14 protein-coding genes are annotated in these 20,201 nt (G+C 74.0%); 8 read left to right on the forward strand and 6 right to left on the reverse strand.

The features are described from left to right. Window positions 1–53: 53 nt before the first annotated feature. Window positions 54–671 carry a dTDP-4-dehydrorhamnose 3,5-epimerase family protein gene (locus LN037_RS18670; protein ID WP_230755368.1) on the reverse strand — a complete coding sequence of 206 codons (618 nt, stop codon included), beginning with the start codon at window positions 669–671 and terminating at the stop codon, window positions 54–56. Window positions 672–1,073: 402 nt separating this feature from the next. Here LN037_RS18670 and LN037_RS18675 point away from each other — a divergent pair, with 402 nt between their 5' ends. The 6 genes from LN037_RS18675 (at window position 1,074) to LN037_RS18700 (ending at window position 9,027) form a co-directional block, all read left to right on the forward strand. Continuing rightward, window positions 1,074–2,240 carry an NAD(P)-dependent malic enzyme gene (locus tag LN037_RS18675; RefSeq protein ID WP_230755654.1) on the forward strand — a complete coding sequence of 389 codons (1,167 nt, stop codon included), beginning with the start codon at window positions 1,074–1,076 and terminating at the stop codon, window positions 2,238–2,240. 432 nt (window positions 2,241–2,672) lie between these two features. After that, window positions 2,673–5,606: a sensor domain-containing protein gene (locus LN037_RS18680; protein ID WP_230755370.1), complete on the forward strand. Its 2,934-nt coding sequence runs from the start codon at window positions 2,673–2,675 to the stop codon at window positions 5,604–5,606. Window positions 5,607–5,701: 95 nt separating this feature from the next. Further along, the gene (locus LN037_RS18685) at window positions 5,702–6,733 is read left to right on the forward strand and encodes an ABC transporter ATP-binding protein (protein WP_230755373.1); all 1,032 of its coding nucleotides are present in this window, start codon (window positions 5,702–5,704) and stop codon (window positions 6,731–6,733) included. Beyond that, entirely contained in the window at window positions 6,730–7,377 is a 648-nt protein-coding gene (locus tag LN037_RS18690; RefSeq protein WP_230755374.1) for an ABC transporter permease, read from the forward strand. The genes LN037_RS18685 and LN037_RS18690 overlap by 4 nt, the downstream gene beginning before the upstream one ends. Before the next feature lies 1 nt (window position 7,378). Continuing rightward, on the forward strand, window positions 7,379–8,095 hold the full coding sequence (locus LN037_RS18695) for an ABC transporter permease (protein ID WP_308286159.1): 717 nt from the start codon (window positions 7,379–7,381) through the stop codon (window positions 8,093–8,095). Continuing rightward, the gene (locus LN037_RS18700; RefSeq protein ID WP_230755376.1) at window positions 8,095–9,027 is read left to right on the forward strand and encodes an ABC transporter substrate-binding protein; all 933 of its coding nucleotides are present in this window, start codon (window positions 8,095–8,097) and stop codon (window positions 9,025–9,027) included. Before LN037_RS18695 ends, LN037_RS18700 begins: the two co-directional genes overlap by 1 nt. Window positions 9,028–9,096: 69 nt before the next feature. Here the strand turns inward: LN037_RS18700 and LN037_RS18705 are convergent, their stop codons facing one another. The 4 genes from LN037_RS18705 to LN037_RS18720 form a co-directional block, all read right to left on the reverse strand. Further along, entirely contained in the window at window positions 9,097–9,279 is a 183-nt protein-coding gene (locus LN037_RS18705) for a DUF6104 family protein (protein ID WP_230755378.1), read from the reverse strand. A gap of 5 nt (window positions 9,280–9,284) precedes the next feature. After that, window positions 9,285–13,145, reverse strand: a complete 3,861-nt coding sequence (locus LN037_RS18710; protein WP_230755380.1) for a multifunctional oxoglutarate decarboxylase/oxoglutarate dehydrogenase thiamine pyrophosphate-binding subunit/dihydrolipoyllysine-residue succinyltransferase subunit — start codon at window positions 13,143–13,145, stop codon at window positions 9,285–9,287. A gap of 110 nt (window positions 13,146–13,255) precedes the next feature. Next, on the reverse strand, window positions 13,256–14,047 hold the full coding sequence (locus tag LN037_RS18715) for a zf-HC2 domain-containing protein (RefSeq protein WP_230755382.1): 792 nt from the start codon (window positions 14,045–14,047) through the stop codon (window positions 13,256–13,258). Continuing rightward, on the reverse strand, window positions 14,044–14,610 hold the full coding sequence (locus tag LN037_RS18720; RefSeq protein ID WP_230755383.1) for an RNA polymerase sigma factor: 567 nt from the start codon (window positions 14,608–14,610) through the stop codon (window positions 14,044–14,046). Before LN037_RS18720 ends, LN037_RS18715 begins: the two co-directional genes overlap by 4 nt. Window positions 14,611–14,866: 256 nt before the next feature. On the opposite strand from LN037_RS18720, the gene LN037_RS18725 reads away from it, so the two are divergent. Continuing rightward, entirely contained in the window at window positions 14,867–15,556 is a 690-nt protein-coding gene (locus tag LN037_RS18725) for a CHRD domain-containing protein (protein ID WP_230755385.1), read from the forward strand. A 5-nt stretch (window positions 15,557–15,561) separates the two neighbouring features. Further along, window positions 15,562–16,128 (forward strand): sortase domain-containing protein, encoded by a 567-nt coding sequence (locus tag LN037_RS18730; RefSeq protein WP_230755387.1) that lies wholly within the window; start codon window positions 15,562–15,564, stop codon window positions 16,126–16,128. 76 nt (window positions 16,129–16,204) lie between these two features. Here the strand turns inward: LN037_RS18730 and LN037_RS18735 are convergent, their stop codons facing one another. Then, complete coding sequence (locus tag LN037_RS18735) at window positions 16,205–20,029, reverse strand: ABC transporter ATP-binding protein (protein ID WP_372460498.1); 3,825 nt, start codon at window positions 20,027–20,029, stop codon at window positions 16,205–16,207. Window positions 20,030–20,201 lie beyond the last annotated feature (172 nt).

Genomic DNA, 20,201 nt, shown 5'->3' on the forward strand with positions numbered 1-20,201 from the left:
GAAGTGCTCGCTCAGCGCGCACGTCGCTCCGCAGGTCCCGATCCTGCGCCGCCTCAGGACGCCCCGGCCACCAGCGCAGCCACGCGGGCGCGGCACGCCTCGTCGTCGGGAAGGGCCCCCGCCGCCCGGGCCTCCTCGAGCGACGGTGCCGCGGCGTCCTTGTCCGAGAGGATCAGGTCCCCAGCGGGTACATGCTCTGTCCAGGGCAGCTCGAGGGCGGGGTCGAGCGGGTTCACGCCGTGCTCCGCGCCCGGGTTGTAGGCCGTGGAGCAGAGGTAGGTGGCGACGGTGCCGTCGACGAGCGCGAGGAACGCATGGCCGAGGCCCTCGGACAGGTAGACCGCGTTCAACGTCTCGCCGTCGAGCCGCACCGCGTCCCAGCGCCCGAAGGTGGGGGAGCCGACCCGGATGTCGACCACCACGTCGAGCAGCGCCCCGGACGAGCACTGCACGTACTTCGCCTGACCGGGCGGCACGTCCGCGTAGTGCAGCCCCCGAAGGACCCCGCGGCGGGATACGCTCGTGTTGGCCTGCGCCACATGCAGCGGGTGCCCGACCGTCCCGGCGAACACCTCCGCCTGGAAGGGCGCTGCGAACGCGCCGCGCGCGTCGGGGAAGACCGGCGGGGTGAACACCCACGCACCGGGCACCGCGAGTTCCTGGGCCTCCACGGCGCCGGACCCTATCGGCCGCGGGGTCGGGAGCACCGGGAGCACGGCGACGCCTGTGACCGGTCCGACCCCGTCGGGGCGCAGACACCGCGCCCCGCGCACGCGAGGATCGACCACCTCCGGGTCACCCCTGCCCGCTCCGCCCGTCGTGGGACACCCCTCCCCGGCGCCCGGCGGCGACCACCGCCCCCTGCGGACCCGACCGTCCGCGGCCGAGGGCGCACCCGTCGTCACCAGCCCCACCCGTCGTCACCGACCGGCTCCGCCGCGGGGCACGGGTCCCACCACCGCGACCACGACACGTAGGAGGACCGCGTGAGCAGCACGAGTTCCGTCCCGGCGGCCGACACCGGGTCCGCCACGGCCAGCGACCCGAGCGGCCGCGACCTCACCGAGGCCGACATCTTCGGCCCGCACGAGGGCGGGAAGCTCTCGATCGCGCCGACGGTGGCGCTCGCCGGCCGTCGCGACCTCTCCATCGCCTACACGCCCGGCGTCGCGAAGGTCAGCCGCGCCATCGCCGACGACGCCGCCCTCACCGCCCGCTACACCTGGACCCACCGGCTCGTCGCCGTGGTCAGTGACGGCACCGCCGTGCTCGGCCTCGGCGACATCGGCCCGCGCGCGTCGCTGCCCGTGATGGAGGGCAAGTCGGCGCTGTTCAAGGCGTTCGCCGACCTCGACTCGATCCCGCTGGTGCTCGACACCACCGACGTGGACGAGATCGTCCAGACCCTGGTGCACCTGCGGCCGAGTTTCGGGGCGGTCAACCTCGAGGACATCGCCGCCCCGCGGTGCTTCGAGATCGAGCGCCGGCTGATCGAGGCGCTGGACTGCCCGGTCATGCACGACGACCAGCACGGCACGGCCATCGTGGTGCTCGCCGCCCTGCGCGGGGCCGCCGCGGCCCTGGGGCGGGACCTCGAGCCGCTCAAGGTCGTCGTGAGCGGCGCGGGGGCCTCCGGCGTGGCGTGCGCCAAGATCCTGCTCGAGGCCGGCGTGGAGGACGTCACGGTGCTCGACTCCCGCGGGGTCATCCACACCGGCCGCGAGAACATGAACGTCGCCAAGTACGCGCTGGCCGAGCAGACGAACCCGCGCGGCCTGCGGGGCGACCTCACGACGGCGCTCGCGGACGCGGACGTCTTCCTCGGCCTGTCCGGCTCCACGGTGCCCGAGGCCGTCATCGAGACGATGGCCGACGACGCCATCGTGTTCGCCCTGTCGAACCCGGACCCCGAGATCGACCCGGCCGTGGCCCGGAAGCACGCGTCCGTGGTCGCGACGGGGCGCAGCGACTACCCGAACCAGATCAACAACGTGCTGGCCTTCCCCGGCGTGTTCGCGGGCGCCCTGGACGCGTCGGCCCGCCGGATCACCGAGCACATGAAGCTCGCCGCGGCCGACGCCATCTTCACCATCGCGCAGGAGGAGCTCGGCGTCGACCACATCGTCCCGAGTGCCCTCGACCCCCGGGTGGCGCCCGCCGTGGCGAAGGCCGTGGCCGAGGCGGCGGGGCGGGACGGGGTGGTCCGGACGCACGTGGCCGAGGTCGCGAGCGACGGGTGACCGGGATCACCGTCGACGAGCGGCACGAACATCCGGGTGATCGGGTGTGAACCGATCGGGCAGTGGGTACCGATCACCCCTCGCCGACGACCGCTGACGCTCCGGAGTTCGCACGCTTCGTGAGAGCGGGCACGCGTCTGAGTGAATGGATGGCGGGGCGAACGACACGCGATCGGATCTGTGCCGTTCGTCGCCTCCACCGGCCGTCCTCGGACCGTTCACCGTCCGAGTTGAGACATACCCGTTGGACTTGATGCAGGCGACCGCGTGAGAGCGGACGGTCGGCGCCCGGGTGCACCCGACGGGGTGATGTGCCCGGACCTCGACGGGGTGTCCTTCGTTGCGGAGATCAGAAGGCGGTCCGACCGACCCACTCGGGTCGGGGGGTGCACCGCCGGTGAAGGGGTCGATCGCGTGAACGGAGCCAGGCGGATGCCGCGACTCGCCGTCGTCCGGGTGGCGGACGCCGACGCGTCCGACGTGCCCGCGGCCGTCGGCGAGCCGATCTCCGTCCCGGTCCACGCCGACACCCCGCGCAGCGACCTCGCCCCCGAGCAGGCCGCGCGGTCGTCGTACCGCCCGGCCGAGGACCGGGCCCCGGAGGACGACGCCCCGGGCCGGTGCGAGGCGGACACGCTCCCGACCGTCCCGCGCGGTCGTCCCGCCCGCACCGACGCCTCGTCGGGCCGTCCGAGCCCCCGCCCGCGCGAGGACGCGTCGGCCCGGCGCCGGCCCGCGCACCGGGCCGCCACGACGACCGCCCCGGAGGTCAGCCCGGTCGAGGCCGCCACGGTCGCCGCGGCCCCGGTCGCCGCGCCCGAGGGCACCGACCCGCTGCTGGAGCTGCTCCCGGAGGGGCCCGTCGTCGTCGTCGACGCCGACGGCCTCGTGGTCACCGCCTCCCGGGAGTTCGCCCGTCTCGTCGGCGCGCCGGTGGGGGAGATGGCCGGGACGTCGGTCGACACCTGGGTCGTCACCACCGCGAGCGGCTCCAGCGAGCGCGGCGAGGTCCGGCGACGCGGCGGGACGACGGTGCCGGTGCGCCTCGTGCGCTGGAACCGCCTGCCGGGGACCCCGCACCGCGCGCTGGTCGTCGTCGACGTCAGCGACCTCGACGAGGACGAGGTGGTGCGCCGCGCCGTGCACTCCGCCGTCGCCGACGAGCGCCGCCGCCTCGAGGGCCTCACGCGGCTCGCCCAGGTCGGCTCCTGGGAGAACGACCGCACGGTCGACGCCTGGTCCTTCTCCTCGGTCGCCCGCACCCTGTTCGGGCTCCCCGCCCGCGGGACGGTCGGCCGCGCGACCGTCGCCGAGTGCGTCCACCCGATGGACCGCCCGCAGGTCACCGCCCGCTGGACGGCGATGGTCGAGACCGGTGCGCGGCTCGACCTCGAGGTCCGCCCGGCCCACGACCCGTCGCGGCTGCTGCACGTCCGGGCGGAGCGCACCGCGGTCGGCCACCGCACGGTGGTGGCGGGCTCGGTGGAGGACGTCACGGAGCGCCGCGCCCTCGAGACGCGGATGCGCACCTCGAGCCGCCGCTTCACCGACCTGCTGGCCGTCGCGCCCGTCGGCGTCGCGATCTTCGACGACCACGAGCGCCTCGTGCAGGCCAACCAGTCGCTGTGCCGGCTGCTCGGCGAGGGCCAGGAGTCGCTGCGCGGCCGCCGCGCCGACGAGCTGCTCGACCTCGCCGCCGAGCAGGGCCCCGACACCGTCGCGATGCCGACGCCGCTGCTCGCGCGGCCGGCGGGCTCCGCCGGCTCGATCAGCTGGTCCTGCGCGGCACGGGCGCTGCGCCGACGCGAGCGGGGTGCCCGCGGCGAGTTCACCGACCCGGTGTGGTGCGAGCTGCACGTGTCGGTCTCGGTCGACGACGCGGGCGGCGCCACCCACCTCGTCGTCTTCACCGACGTCACCGAGAACCGCCGCGTCGAGGCCTCCCTGCGCCACCAGGCGATGCACGACGAGCTCACCGGGCTGCCCAACCGTCGGGCCCTGACGCGGGCCGTGTCGCACCTGCTCGCGGGCCCGACCGCCCGCCGCACCGCCGTCCTGTTCTGCGACCTGGACAACTTCAAGCGGGTCAACGACTCCCTCGGTCACGACGCCGGCGACGAGCTGCTCGTCTGGCTCGCCGACCGCCTGCGCGACGGCCTGCCGCCCGGCTGCACCGCGACCCGCCACTCCGGCGACGAGTTCGTGGTCCTCTGCGCCGACGTCGACGCGCACGGCGGGCTCGACGCCCTCACCGACCTCGTCGGGAAGCTGCTGCGCACGGCGGTGCCGGTGCACGGCCAGCTGGTCCGCGTCTCGGCGACCATCGGCGCCGCCGTCGGGGCCGCCCTCGGCCTCGTCGCCACGGTCGACGGCCTCGAGGTCGACCCGTTCGCCGACCCCGTCGCCGGCGTCCTCGCCGCGGCCCGCGCCGACGCCGAGGACACCGAGGCGCCGGAGCACCCCGCCACCGCCGACCTCATCCGCTTCGCCGACGCCGCGCTGTTCGAGGCCAAGAGCGGCAGCACCCGGGTCGCGCTGGCCGACGAGGCGATCATGCGGGGCGCGGACGAGGCGCTGCGCCTGGAGATGCAGCTGCGCCAGGCGCTGGTGAACGACGAGCTGGTGCTGCACTTCCAGCCCGTGGTCGGGCCCGACGGCTGTGTGCAGACCGCCGAGGCGCTGGTGCGCTGGCAGCACCCCGAGCACGGCCTGATCTTCCCGGACAAGTTCCTGCCGATCGCCGAGGCCGCGGACCTGCTGGGCGAGCTCGACCGCTGGGTGCTCCGGACCGCCGTGCGCGAGGCCGCCACCTGGCCGGCCTACGGTGACCGCCCGGCCGCGTCGGTCGCGGTGAACCTCGCGGGCCTGCTGCCCGGCGACCCCGACTTCCTCGCCACGGTCGACGAGGCCGTCGCGGAGTCCGGGCTGCCCTGGGACCGGCTCGTGCTGGAGCTGGTGGAGACCTGCCTGGCCGACCTGCCGCCCTCGACGCTGCGCGAGATGAACGAGCTGATCGCGGCGGGCGTGCGGTTCGCGGTGGACGACTTCGGCACCGGCTACTCGTCGCTCTCCCGGCTCACCGGCCTGCCCGCGCAGATCGTCAAGCTCGACCGCGGATTCGTCCGCGGCGTCGCCACCGGCGAGTCGGACCGGGCGGTGGCCCGCGCGGTCGTCGAGCTCGCCGCCGCCATCGGCCAGACCTGCGTCGCCGAGGGCGTCGAGGACGCCGACCAGTTCGCCGTGCTGCGCGACCTGGGTGTGGACGCCTACCAGGGCTGGCTGTTCGCCCGGGCCATGCCCGGCCCGAAACTCGCCGAGATCCTCGCTCGTGGGCCGATCGCGCCGGACGTGGCGGACGCCTCCTAAGGGCGTTTCGCGCGCGGGTCGCGGGTCGTTCGGTTACGGTTCTGCGACCCAGGCGGCCGACCAGGCGCCGCCCTGGCCGCGGAGGAACCACTGCGGTGATCGAGTTCTCCGACGTGCGCAAGGCCTATCCCGACGGCACGGTCGCACTCCAGTCCCTCTCGCTGACCGCCCGCGAGGGTGAGATCACGGTGCTGGTCGGCCCCTCGGGGTGTGGGAAGACGACCACGCTCCGGATGGTCAACCGCATGGTGGACCCGTCGTCGGGAACGATCCGGCTGGACGGCGTCGACGTGTCCACCCAGGACCCCCCGACGCTGCGGCGCGGCATCGGCTACGTCATCCAGAACGCCGGGCTGTTCCCGCATCGCACGGTGCTGGACAACGTCGCGACGGTGCCCGTCCTGCTCGGCCGCAGCCGCGCCGAGGCCCGCTCGGCGGCCGGGGAGCTGCTCGAACGGGTGGGTCTCGACCCGCGCGTCGGCAGCCGCTACCCCGCGCAGCTCTCGGGTGGTCAGCAGCAGCGCGTCGGCGTCGCCCGCGCGCTCGCCGGCGACGCCCCCGTGCTGCTCATGGACGAGCCGTTCTCGGCGGTCGACCCCGTCGTGCGCGCGGACCTGCAGGACGAGCTGCTGCGCCTGCAGTCCGAGCTCGGCCGCACGATCCTGTTCGTCACCCACGACATCGACGAGGCCATCCGCCTCGGCGACATGGTCGCCGTGCTGCGCGTCGGCGGCACGCTCGCGCAGTTCGCGCCGCCCGCGGACCTGCTCGCGGCGCCGGTCGACGACTTCGTCGCCGGCTTCGTCGGCCGCGACCGCGGCTACCGGCGGCTCCAGTTCGTCGGGGCGGGCTCGCTGGCCCTGAGTTCCTTCCCGACGACGGGCGACGGCTGGCTGCTCGTCGTCGACGACGACGGACGGCCCACGGGCTGGCGGCAGGGCGACGACCACGTGGCCCTCGGCACGGTCCACGAGGAGGGCGAGTCGTTGCGCAGCGCGCTCGACGCCGCGCTCAGCTCCCCCTCGGGCCGCGGGGTGGCCGTCGACGAGGACGGCAAGGTGATCGGTGGCATCGAGCCCGAGGCCGTGATCACCCTGCTGCACGCGTCGGCGGAGCCGGCCCGGTGAGGCTGTTCGGCGCGGACATCCTCCCGCTGGCGGCCGAGCACATCGTCCTCGCGCTGGTGCCGGTGCTGCTGGGCCTCGTCATCAGCCTGCCGCTGGGCTGGTGGGCGTGGCGCTCGCGCGGCGCACGACGCATCCTGCTGCCGCTGACCGGCGTGCTCTACACGATCCCGTCGCTCGCGCTGTTCGTCGTCATGCCGATCGTGCTCGGCACCCGGATCCTCGACCCGGTCAACGTGGTCGTCGCCCTGACCGTCTACGCCGTCGCGCTGCTGGTCCGCAGCGTCGTCGACGGCCTGGACGAGGTGCCCTCGGAGGTCCTGACGGCGGGTGTGGCCATGGGCTACCGGCCGCTCGGCCTCCTGGTCGGCGTGCAGCTGCCGCTGGCGGTGCCGGTGCTGATCGCGGGCGTGCGGGTCGCGGCGGTGAGCTCGTTCAGCCTCGTCGCCGTCGGCGCGATCATCGGCCAGGGCGCGCTCGGGGCGCTGTTCACCCAGGGGTTCGAGCGGTTCTACACGGCCCAGATCGTGTTCGGGCTCGTCTCGATCCTGGTCCTCGCGCTGGTGGTCGACGCGCTGCTGATGCTGCTCGGTCGTCTCCTCGCCCCGTGGGCCGCGGCGCGCGCGCCGAAGAAGCAGGGGGTCTGACGTGCTGTCGAGTCTCATCGCCTGGTTCGGCGCCCCTGCGCAGTGGTCGGCGGCGGCCGGCATCCCCACCCGCCTGCTCCAGCACCTCGGGTACACCGCCCTCTCCGTGCTGGTCGGCGCCGTCATCGCCGTCCCGGTCGGGCTCTACATCGGCCACACCGGCCGGGGGCGCCTGCTGGTGGTCGGCCTCGCGAACGGCCTGCGCGCGCTGCCCGAGCTCGGCGTCCTCGTGCTGTTCGTGCTGCTCCTCGGGCTGGGCCTCACCCCCGTGGTCCTGGCGCTGATGCTGCTCGCGATCCCGCCGCTGCTCGCCGGCACCTACGCCGGCATCTCCGGGGTCGACCCGGCCGCCGTCGACGCCGCGCGGGGCATGGGGATGACCGAACGGCAGATCCTGTTCGGCGTCGAACTGCCCAACGCGCTGCCGCTCATGGTCGCCGGGCTGCGGACCGCGACCCTGCAGGTCGTCGCCACCGCCACGATCGCGGCGTTCGTCTCGCTCGGCGGCCTCGGCCGCTACATCGTCGACGGCCAGGCCCAGCGCGACTTCACGCAGATGGCCGGCGGCGCGATCCTCGTCGCCCTGCTCGCGATCGTGCTCGAGGTCGCGCTGCAGGGCGTGCAGCGGGCGGTCACGCCCGGCACCCGCGCCCGTCCCGCGTCCGACCCCGCCACACCCGCCGTCGGGAAGCCCGACACCGTCACTGCTGGAGGCTGATGCTCGTGAGACCGACCCGCGCCCTGGGCGCCTCGTTCCTGGCCGCCCTCGCGCTGCTCGTCGCCGCGTGCGGGGGCGGTGGGGGCGACCCGCTGGCCTCCCAACCGCAGGCCCCCGCCGCGACCGACACCATCCGGGTCGGCTCGGCGAACTTCACCGAGAACCGGCTGCTCGCCGAGATCTACGCGACCGCGCTGTCGATCCGCGGCGTGAAGGTCGAGCGGCAGTTCGGCATCGGCAGCCGTGAGACCTACTTCCCGGGCCTGCGCGACGGGTCGATCGACCTCGTGCCGGAGTACACCGGCAACCTGCTGCAGTACCTCGACGGGCAGGCCACGGCCACGGCACCGGCCGACGTGTACCAGCAGGTGGTGGCGAAGCTGCCGCCGTCGCTGAAGGTCCTGCAGGCCAGCCCGGCCGAGGACAAGGACGCGGTGGTGGTCACCCGCGCGTTCGCCACGCAGAACAACCTCACCTCGCTGGACCAGATCGGCCCGCTGTGCGGGAACATCGTCTTCGGCGGACCGCCCGAGTTCCAGACGCGGCCCTACGGGATCCCGGGCATCCAGAAGTCCTACGGGTGCACGTTCAAGGAGTTCCGCTCGCTCGACGCCGGTGGTCCGCTCACCGTCGCCGCGCTGCGGGACGGGTCGATCCAGGCCGCGGACCTGTTCACCACGGACCCGTCGATCCCGAACAACGACTTCGTGATCCTGCAGGACCCGAAGTCGAACTTCGCCGCGCAGCAGGTCGTGCCGCTGATCAACGCGTCGAAGCTCGGTAACCCGGCCGTGGCCGACGTGCTCAACCTGATCTCGCAGAAGATGGACACCGCGACGCTGACGGACCTGAACAAGCGTCTGGACGCGCCGGACAAGCCGGACCCCGCCCAGGTGGCCCGGGACTGGCTGTCGTCGGCCGGGATCGGCTGACCGGAGCACCCCTCCCGCACGAACGAACGGCACTCTCGCGCACATAGATGCTGCGAGAGTGCCGTTCGTTCATTCGGGCTCGTCGTCGGAGTCGTCGCGCGCCAGGAACACCGCGAAGCGGTCGGCGGCCCCGGCGTGCTCGGGGTGGGCGTCGACGAAGGCGCGGAGGCGGTCGGCCAGCCACGCCAGGCTGACCTCCTCCTCGCCCCGCCGGTCCTCGAGCTCCTCGATGCCGCGGTCGGTGAAGTACACGACCGCTACTTCCCCTCGATCGCCTCGGCGATCAGCGCCTTCTGCTCCACCTCGTGCACCTTCGCGACGCCGGCCGCGGGTGCGGCCATGCGACGGCGGGAGATGCGGCGCAGTCCGCGCAGCCGCTCGACCTTCTCCGGGAGCATGAGGCCGAGGAACGGCCACGCACCCTGGTTGGCCGGCTCCTCCTGCACCCACGCGATGTCCTGCGCGCCGGAGTAGCGGCCGATGATCGACGCGATCTCGTCGGAGGCGATCGGGTAGAGCTGCTCGAGCCGGACGATCGCGATGTCGTCGTTCCGCCCGGCCTTCTCCCGCGCCGCGACGAGCTCGTAGTAGATCTTGCCCGCGCACATCAGGACCTTCGACGCCCCGGCGGCCTTGTCGTTCGAGGAGAACGTCGGGTCGTCGAGCACCGGGTGGTAGCTGCCCGAGGTGAAGTCCTCGACCGGGCTCACCGCGGCCTTGTTGCGCAGCATCGACTTCGGCGTGAACACGACCAGCGGACGGCGCACGCCGTCGGTGGCGTGGCGGCGCAGCAGGTGGAAGTAGTTCGACGGCGACGACGGCAGCGCCACCGTCATCGAGCCCTCCGCGCACAGCTGCAGGAACCGCTCGATGCGCCCCGAGGTGTGGTCCGGGCCCTGGCCCTCGTGGCCGTGCGGCAGGAGCAGCACGACGTCGGAGGTCTGGCCCCACTTCGCCTCACCGGACGAGATGAACTCGTCGATGATCGACTGGGCGCCGTTGACGAAGTCGCCGAACTGCGCCTCCCAGCAGACCAGGGCGTCGTGGTTGACCACGGAGTAGCCGTACTCGAAGCCGACCGCGGCGAACTCCGAGAGCGCCGAGTCGTAGGGCATGAACTTGCCCTGATCGGCGGTCAGGTGCCGCAGCGGGACGTACTCCTCGCCGGTCTTCCGGTCGATCAGCACCGAGTGGCGCTGGGTGAACGTGCCGCGGCGCGAGTCCTGCCCGGAGAGCCGGACGAGCTTGCCGTCGATCAGCAGCGACCCGAAGGCGAGCAGCTCGGCCCAGGCCCAGTCGATGCCCTCGGCGGTCTCGGTGGACGACGCCTTCCCGCGGCGCTCCAGCACCGGCTTGACGCGCGGGTGGACGCTGAAGCCCTCCGGGGGCTCCGCGAACGCCTTCGCGATCCGCTGGATGACCTCGAGCGGCACCTTGGTCTGCAGCGAGTTCGGGACCGCCTGCTCCCACTCGACCGACGGGCTCGGCTCGATCTCCGCCTTCTCCAGCTCGCGGACCTCGTTGAAGACGTGCTCGAGCTGGCTGCCGTAGTCGCGCAGCGCGTGCTCGGCCTCGTCGAGGGAGATGTCACCGCGACCGATCAGCGACTCGGTGTAGGTCTTGCGCACCGAGCGCTTGGCGTCGATGACGTCGTACATCTCCGGCTGGGTCATCGAGGGGTCGTCGCCCTCGTTGTGACCGCGGCGGCGGTAGCAGACCATGTCGATCACGACGTCGGAGTTCCAGCGCTCGCGGAACTCGACCGCCAGGCGCGCCACCCAGACGCACGCCTCGGGGTCGTCGCCGTTCACGTGGAAGACCGGCGCGTCGATCATCTTGGCGACGTCGGTGCAGTAGTGCGTCGAGCGGGTGTGCTCCGGGGCGGTGGTGAAGCCGACCTGGTTGTTCACGACGACGTGCACCGTGCCGCCGGTGCGGTAGCCGCGCAGCAGCGCCAGGTTCAGCGTCTCGGCCACCACGCCCTGGCCCGCGAACGCGGCGTCGCCGTGCATGGCGACGGGCATGACGGTGAAGCCCTCGGGGCCCTTGTCGAGCATGTCCTGCTTCGCGCGGACGATGCCCTCGAGCACGGGGTCGACGGCCTCGAGGTGCGAGGGGTTGCTGGTCAGGGAGACCGTGGTCTCGCCGTCGCCGAACATCCGGAAGAACTTGCCCTCGGCGCCGAGGTGGTACTTCACGTCGCCGGAGCCGTGGGCCTGGCCCGGGTCGAGGTTGCCCTCGAACTCGCGGAAGATCTGCGAGACCGGCTTCCCGACGATGTTCGCGAGCACGTTCAGCCGGCCGCGGTGCGGCATGCCGATGACGACCTCGTCCATCTCGTGCGCCGCGGCCTCGTCGAGCACCGCGTCGAGCAGCGGGATGACGGTCTCCGCGCCCTCGAGCGAGAAGCGCTTCTGGCCGACGTACTTGGTCTGCAGGAAGGCCTCGAACGCCTCCGCGGCGTTCAGCTTCGACAGGATGTACTTCTGCTCGGCCGCCGAGACCTTCTCGTGCGGGACCTCGATGCGCTCCTGCAGCCAGGCGCGCTTCTCGGGGTCGAGGATGTGCATGTACTCGACGCCGATCGTGCGGCAGTACGAGTCGCGCAGCACCCCGAGGATGTCGCGCAGCTTCATGCACGAGCGGCCCGCGAACCCGTCGACCGGGAACTCGCGGTCGAGGTCCCACAGCGTCAGCCCGTGGCTCTGGATGTCCAGGTCGGGGTGCTTGCGCTGCGGGTGGTCCAGCGGGTCGGTGTCGGCCATCAGGTGGCCGCGGTTGCGGTACGCGTCGATCAGCTCGAGGACCCGCGCGGAGCGGTCGATGTTCGACTCCGGCAGGTCCTGCACCCACCGGATCGGCTCGTAGGGGATCCGCAGCGACGCGAAGATGTCGTCGTAGAACCCGTCCTCGCCGAGGACCAGGTGGTGGATGCGGCGCAGGAAGTCGCCGGACTCGGCGCCCTGGATGATCCGGTGGTCGTAGGTCGACGTCAGCGTGATGATCTTGCTGATGCCCATGTTGGCCAGGCGCTCGTCGCTGGCGCCCTGGAACTCGGCCGGGTACTCCATGGCCCCGACGCCGACGATGGTGCCCTGGCCGACGGTCAGACGCGGCACCGAGTGGTTGGTGCCGATCGTGCCCGGGTTGGTGAGGCTGATCGTCACGCCGGAGAAGTCCTCGGTGCCGAGCTTGCCCGAGCGCGCCTTGCGGACCATCTCCTCGTAGGCGGCCCAGAACTGCGCGAAGTTCATGTTCTCGCAGCCCTTGAGGGCCACGACCACCAGCGAGCGCGAGCCGTCCTTGCCCGGCAGGTCCATCGCCAGGCCGAGGTTCACGTGCCCCGGGTCGACGACGGCGGGCTTGCCCTTCGCGTCGGTGCCGTAGTGGCGGTTCATGTTCGGGAACTGCGCGAGCGCCCGGACCATCGCGTAGCCCAGCAGGTGGGTGAAGGAGACCTTCCCGCCGCGGGTCCGCTTGAGGTGGTTGTTGATGACGATGCGGTTGTCGGCGAGCAGCTTCGCCGGCACCGCGCGCACGCTCGTCGCCGTCGGCAGCTCGAGCGAGGCCTGCATGTTCTTCGCGATCGCGTTCGCCGCGCCGCGCAGGGGCGTCACGCTCTCGTCCGACGACCCGCCGTCGGCGGCCTTGGCCGGCGTGGTGGACCCGGCGGCCGGCTTGCTCTCGCTCTTCGACCCGTTCTGCTGCTGCTCCTTCGGAGCGGGCTTCTCGGCCGCCTTCTGCGCGGTCGCGGAATCGGACCGGGCGGGCGCGCTGCCGTTCGACGACCCGGACGACCCGGCCGATCCCGACGACGCGGCGGAGCCGTTCGAGGAGGCCTTGGCCGCGCCACCGGTGCCCGACCCGCTCGAGCCGTTCTGCTCCCCGCGGCTCGCGCCGGAGTCGGCCGAGCCCGACGCGGAGGTGTCCGCGGACGCGCCGGTGGAGGACGCCGAGCTCGCCCCGGCGACGGAGGACCCGTCGTCGGGGGCGTAGTCGGCGAAGAACTCGTGCCAGGCGGCGTCGACGGAGTCCGGGTCGGCGAGGTACCGCTGGTACATCTCGTCGACCAGCCACTCGTTGGGGCCGAACTGGGCTGCCGGGCTGCTCGTCGACACGGCTGGAGATCGCCTCAATCACACGCGGGAGTGGAAACGGACACCAGGTTAGCCCCCGGCGCGCGCGCGGGTGGGGCCCATGTCGCCCACTGCACCGGTTCACGAAGGGGTCACACGAACCGGGACCGCACCACCTCGTCGCCCTGGGTCGTCGTCACCACGAAACCGGTGGCCTCCCGGGGCAGGACCGGGGAGTTCAGCCGGCACACCATCTCGTTCCCACCCGTCCCGACGAAGGCGCCCGCCCCGACCGAGCGCCCGTCCCGGTCGGTGACGGCGACGAGGTAGATCCGCCCCGGCTCGAACCCGCGGGCGGTCAGCACCACCTCCACGCCCCAGGTGTGCGCGATGGTCGCGGCGTCGGCCTCGACACCGGGGACGAGGGCCTGCACGGCCACCGGTTCCTGCGGCCCCTCGGCGCCGCGCACGCCGAGCCCGTACCCGACGGCGCCGCCCGCCAGGGCCACCACGACCGCGCCCGCCGCGAGCAGCAGTCGCACGCGGGGCCGGCGCCGCGCGAGAGGGGTCACGGCCGCGTCCTGCGGACGCGCCGTGCCCGCCAGGTCCGCCGTGCCCGCCAGGTCCGCCGTGCCCGCCAGGTCCGCCGCGTCCGCCAGGTCCGCCGTGTCCTGCGTGTCCTCCGCGTGGACCCGACGCCGGACCGCGTCGAGGCCGGCCGGACCGGGCCCGGCCGGAACCGCGTCGTCGAGTCGGTCCGGGTCGATCGCGCGCAGCGGCGCGGCGAGCGGGGCGATCGCGTCCCGCTCGGCACGGCAGGACGGGCAGTCGGTCAGGTGCGCGTCGACGGCCCGGTGTTCCGTGGCGTCGAGGCCACCGAGGACGTAGGCCCCGAGCCGTTCGCGCAGCTCCCGGTGCTCCCAATCGTCGGGCGAGGGGTTCACAGCGGCACTCCCGTGTCGTCCATGATCGCGCGCAGGTTCCGCAGGCCGTGGAACACGCGACTGCGCAGTGTCCCCACCGGGACGTCGAGCTCGACGGCCACCTCCGCGTACGGGCGCCCCCGCAGCGCGGTCTCGACGATCGCCACGCGCTGCTCGACGCTGATCAGGCCCAGGGCCTCCTCGACGAACCACGCCGTCACCAGGTCGTCGCTGAACGAGCGGGCCGACCCCCGCGAGGCCCGCTCGGCGACCTCGCCGAGCACGCCGGGGTCGGTCGGCCGCCCCGGGCGCGCCCGGTCCCGCCGGACCTGGTCGACCACCAGGTTGCGGGCGATCGTGAACAGCCACACCCGCAGGCTCGCCACCGCCCCGTCGTAGCGCGCCGCATGACGCCACGCACGGACGAACACCTCCTGCACCACGTCGGCGGCCGCCGCCGCGTCCCGGAGGTGACGGGTCGCGAAGCGGTGCAGCTCGCCGGCGTGCCGCTGGTAGGCGATCTCCAGGTCGGCGTCGCGCCGCAGGTCGAGCGCGGCGAGGACCTCGCCGTCGGTCTCGCCCACGCGGTCCTCCCGTGTCCCGTCCCGGTGCGCGGTCATCGTGCCTGCGCGGGCGTGTGGCCGGGGGGAAGCCCGGGGCGCGGTCGAGCGGGCCGTCGCCGTCATGGTGTCCCTCCGCCGGTGCTCGTCGCCGGTGGATACGGCGCCGCAGCCCGCCGCGTTGAGCCGGCGCCGGAGAAAGTCGCCGGGGCGGTCAACGCGGTCGGCGGGCGCTGCGTAGGGACGGGAGCAACCGGACGAAACGCCCAGGAGGATCCCCGTGCGCCGTACCCCCGTCAGGCTCGCCGCCCTGTCCGCCCTCACCGTCGGCGCGCTCGCGCTCTCCGGCGGGGCCGCCCTCGCGCAGGACGGGCAGGTCGACGAGCCCGCCCGCTTCACCAGCATGTTCACTGTCATGGCGACGCCCGACATGGTGATCGGGCAGAACGGCCAGCCCGCTCCCGGCCAGCCGGGCGCCACCGGGAGCTTCGACTACCGGATCAACTCCGACGAGGAGATCATCTGCTACGACCTGCGCCTCGAGGGCGTCACCGGCGAGTACCAGAGCCCGGCCCGGACGGCCACGCACATCCACGAGGCCGCCGCCGGCGCCTCGGGCCCGCCGCGCATCGCGTTCCCGAATCCGCAGGGCGAGGGCGCCACCCGGACCAGTTCCGGCTGCCTGCAGGGCCCCTTCACCACCGGCGTCCAGGCGAACGGGCAGGACAGCGGCACCGGCTTCTCGCTCAAGCAGATCGAGGCGAACCCGGCCGCGTTCTTCGGCGACACGCACACCGCGGACTTCACCGCGGGCACCGTCCGCGGGCAGCTGACGCCCGTCCCGATGGGCGGCGTGGAGACCGGCGCCGGCGGCGCGACCGACTCCGCCGCCCCGATCGCCCTCGGTGCGGCGGCCCTCGCCGCGGCGGGCGCTGCGGGCGCGGTGGCGTACCGGCGGTCGCGGGCCTGAAGCCGGTGACCGGTGCGCGGGCGACGCTCCTGCTGCTCCTGGGCCTGCTCCTCGCGGGCTGCGCCGCCCCGGTCCCGGCGGCGGGTGGTGCCGCACCCGCCGTCGGGCCGGTCGTGGGGCCGGTCACCGGGCCGGCCCCGGTGTCGGTGCGGGTGCCCGCGATCGGGGTGGACCGCGACGACGTGCAGCGGCTGGGTCTCGCGGCGGACGGCACCGCGGAGGTGCCGACCGACTTCGACCGCGTCGGCTGGTTCGCCGGGGGACCGGCCCGGGAGGGGCGCGGGCCGACCGTGCTGCTCGGCCACGTCGACTCCCGGACCGGCCCCGCCGTCTTCTACCGGCTGCGCGACCTGCGTCCCGGCGACGTCGTCGAGGTCGGCCGCTCGGACGGGTCGGGAGCGCGCTACGCGGTGAGCAGGATCGAGCAGGTGCCGAAGGACCGGTTCCCCACCTTCGCGGTGTTCGGCGCGACGGCCGACGACGTCCTGCGGCTCGTGACGTGCGCCGGCGCGTTCGACCGGGGGGCGCGCAGCTACACCGACAACCTCGTGGTGCATGCGGAGCGTGTGTGAACCGGTACGGGGGGTGTCTGCGGAGGCCCTGTGACGGGGCCGTGGCGTCGAGGGGGCGCCGCGGCCCCGTTCCCCGTCAGGCCATGCCGACGGCCGCCCCGCTCTGCTGTTCGACCAGTTCCTCCGCGTCGTCGGCGGTCGCGGCGCCGGTGCGCCAGAGCAGGGCGTAGCGCCCGTCGGCGGCGAGCAGCTCGTCGTGGCTGCCCTCCTCGACGATCCGCCCGTCGTGCAGCACCACGATGTGGTCGGCCCGCGCCGCGGTGGCCAGGCGGTGCGCGACGACGAAGGTGGTGCGGCGCGCCGCCACGCGGTCGCCCGCGGCGAGCACGGCCGACTCGGTGGCCGGGTCGAGGGCTGCGGTGGCCTCGTCGAGCAGCAGCAGGGCCGGGTCGACCAGCTCGGCGCGGGCGAGGGCCACGAGCTGGCGCTGCCCGGCGGAGAGCCCGCCGCCGCGCTCGCCGACGGGCTGGCGGAAGCCGGCGGGCAGCGAGCGGACGACGTCGAGCGCGCCGACCCGGCGGGCCGCCTCCTCGATCTGGGCGGGCGTGGCGTCGGGGCGCCCGTAGGCGATGTTCGACGCCACGTCGCCGACGAACAGGTGCGCCTCCTGCGGCACGACGCCCAGCCGGCGGCGCAGCCCGGCGAGGTCGTAGTCGCGGACGTCGACGCCGTCGACGAGCACGCTGCCGCGGGTCGCGTCGTAGAACCGGGCGACGAGCTTCACCACCGTCGACTTGCCGGCGCCCGTCGCCCCGACCAGGGCCACGGTGCGGCCCGCGGGCACGTGCAGCGACACGTCGGAGAGCGCGGGCGCACCGTCGGAGCCGGCGTAGGAGAACCCGACGTCGCGCAGCTCGACCTCGCCGCGCAGCGTGCTCACGGGCACCGGGTGCGCGGCCGCGGGCACGGTGGTCGGCGTGCGGAGCAGTTCGGAGATGCGGGTGAGACCCACCCGGGCCTGCTGGTAGCCGTCGAAGACCTGCGAGAGCTGTTGCACCGGCCCGAAGAACATGGCCAGGTAGAGCAGGAACGCCACGAGCACGCCCGACGACAGGTCGCCGCCGGCCACCCGGGCCGCCCCGACGCCGAGCACCGCGGCCTGCGCCAGGTCGGAGAGCAGGTTCGCGCCGGGGAAGTAGGTCGCGATCAGGCGCTGCGCCCGCAGCCGCGCGCGGCGGTAGGCGTCCGAGTGGTCGGCGAAGTGGGCCGCCGAGCGCTCCTCGTGGGTGTGCGCCTGGGCGACCCGCAGGCCCGCCACGTTCTCCTGCAGGTCCGCGTTGACCACGCTGACCCGCTCGCGGGCCTCGGCGTAGGCGACCGAGGAGAGCTTGCGGAACACGAGCGTCGCCACGATCAGGACCGGCATGACCGACAGCGCGACGAGCGCGAGCTCGACGTCGGTGAGCAGCAGCGCGGTGGCGACGCCGAGGACCGTCAGCAACGCCACGACGGCCTGGGCCAGCCCGGTCTGCAGGAACGACGACAGGGCGTCGACGTCCGTCGTCATCCGCGTCATGATCCGGCCGCCCAGCTCGCGCTCGTAGAAGTCGAGGCCGAGCCGCTGCAGGTGGGCGAAGCTGCGCACCCGCAGCAGGTAGAGCCGGCTCTCGCCCACCCGCGCGGTGAGCACCGTCTGGAACCAGACGACCACCCAGTCCACGAGGACCACCGCCAGCCCGATGCCGACCGCGAGCGCGAGCACCGAGGGCGACCGGCCGTTGATGCCGCCGTCGACGGCGACCCGGGCGAGGGTGGGGAATGCGAGGGTGGCCAGGGCGTCCAGCGCGACGAGGGCGATGACCACGGCGAGCGCCCACCGCACGGGCCGCAGCAACCGGCCGAGGCGGAACCCGGGGTCGGGCGCCGTCGGGTCCTCGCCGTGCAGGTCGGGTCGCTCGTCGGCGGGCGGGAGCTTCGCGAGCGCGGACTCCATCTCCGCGGACGCGACGCTCCCGTCGAGGCCGGCGCTCACGGCGCGGTCGCCCCGGTCGCCGCCGACGGCACGGTCGCCCCGGTCGCCCCGGTCGCCCGGGGGAGCGTCCGCCCCGTCGGTCCGGGGCCCGGCGGGCCAGAGTTCGGGGGTGACGCCGTCGGGGCCGGGCAGGTCGGGCTCCGGGCGGCGCACGGCCTCGTCGATGCGCTCGCCGGGGCCGGCGAGCAGGGCGGTGAACAGGGCGCACCGTTCGGTGAGCTCGGCGGCCGTGCCGACGTCGACGACCCGGCCCGCGTCGAGGACCGCGATCCGGTCGGCGAGCGCGAGGGTGGAGCGGCGGTGGGCGATGACGAGGGTGGTGCGCTGCGCGGTGACCGCGCGCAGCGTCTCGCCGATCGCGGCCTCGGTGGCGGCGTCGACGGCGCTGGTGGCGTCGTCGAGCACGAGGACCCGCGGGTCGTAGAGCAGCGCCCGCGCGAGGGCGATGCGCTGGCGCTGGCCGCCGGAGAGCGTCAGCCCGCGCTCGCCGACCCGCGTGTCGTAGCCCTCGGGCAGCTCGGAGACGAAGCCGTCGGCCTGCGCGGCCCGGGCGGCGGCGCGCACCTGCTCGTCGGTCGCGTCGGGGCAGCCGTAGGCGATGTTCGCCCGCACCGTGTCGGAGAAGAGGAAGGCCTCCTCGAAGACCACGCCGACGGTGCGGCGCAGCGAGGTGAGCGAGAGGTCGCGCACGTCGGTGTCGCCGACCCGGACCGCGCCCTGCTGCACGTCGTAGAAGCGCGGGATGAGCAGGGCGATCGTCGACTTGCCCGAGCCCGCCGTGCCGATCACCGCCAGCGTCTCGCCGGGCTCGACGCGCAGGGACAGCCCGTCGAGCACCGGCTCGGAGCGGGCGTAGCCGAAGCGGAGGTCGTCGAGCTCCACCGGGACCGGGCCCGCGGGGACCGGGACGCGGTGCGGCGCCTCGGCGTCGGCGACGATGTCCGGCTGGGAGTCGATCAGCTCGTACACCCGCTCGACGCCGGACCGGGCGAGCTGCCCGACGACGACGAGGCCCGCGACCATCCGGGCGGGCCCGATCAGGGCGGCGATGTAGGTGGTGAAGGCGAGGAACACACCGACGGTGATCTGGCCGGAGAGGGCGAGCCCGCCGCCGAGGGCGAACACCACGAGCTGGCCGACCGTGGGGAGGGCGGCGAGCGTCGGCGTGAGGCGCGCGGTGAGGCGGGCGGCGCGCAGCCGGTCGCCGTACAGCTCGCCGGCGAGCCGGGCCAGCCGCCCGGTCTCCCGCTCCTCCTGTCCGAAGCCCTTGACCACGCGGACCCCGGTGACCGTCTCCTCGACGCCCTGGGCCACCTCGGCCGCCCGTTGCTGGGCCGCCCACGTGGCGGGGTAGAGCTTGCGGCGCATGACCGTGGTGAAGGCCAGCGCGACCGGCAGCGTGACCAGCGCGACGACGGTGAGCAGCGGCGACAGGAACAGCATGATCACCACGGACACGACGACCTGCGCGAGCGTGCCCACCGAGTACGGCACCATCCCGAGCAGGCCCTGGACCTGCTGCAGGTCGGAGTTCGCGCGCGAGACGACCTGCCCGGTGCGCAGCGCGTCCTGGCGCGGCCCGTCGAGACGGGAGATCGACCCGAACACCCGCCGCCGCAGGTCGTGCTGGACCGACAGCGAGAGCCGCCCGCCGAGGTAGCGCCGCAGGAAGGCCATGCCGAACTTGATGACGGCGAGGCCCACGAAGGCCCCGACGACGAGACCCAGACCCTCGGTGGACCCCTTGACGGCCCGGTCGACGGCCACGGCGGTGAGCAGCGGGCCGACCGACTCGAGGCTCACCCCGAGGACGGAGGCACCGACCGACGCGACGGTCAGCCCGCGGTGGCGCCAGCAGTCACGGGCGAGACGGGCCACCCACCCGGTGGTCCCGCCGCTGGGTCTCTCGGAGTCCGGCACGGAGTCCAGGCTAGGTGGGGGGTCCGACAGCGTGCCCGTCGGAGAAGGTGGTAAGAACATCACGTGCAGCTCCGCGTCCGCATCGACCCGTTCTGGGTCAGCCGTCGCGCGCACATGTTCGACCAGTTCTGTCGCTGACGAACGCCCTCCGTTCCCCGCGCGGCCGTGTGCCCGGGGGAGC

It is taken from the genome of Actinomycetospora soli (assembly GCF_021026295.1).
Classification (GTDB): Bacteria; Actinomycetota; Actinomycetes; order Mycobacteriales; family Pseudonocardiaceae; genus Actinomycetospora; species Actinomycetospora soli.

What these genes read in the sequence shown, in the direction of transcription:
- LN037_RS18680 (WP_230755370.1), top strand. Translation starts at nt 2,673, where the DNA reads ATGCCGCGACTCGCCGTCGTCCGGGTGGCGGACGCCGACGCGTCCGAC.
- LN037_RS18700 (WP_230755376.1), top strand. Translation starts at nt 8,095, where the DNA reads ATGCTCGTGAGACCGACCCGCGCCCTGGGCGCCTCGTTCCTGGCCGCC.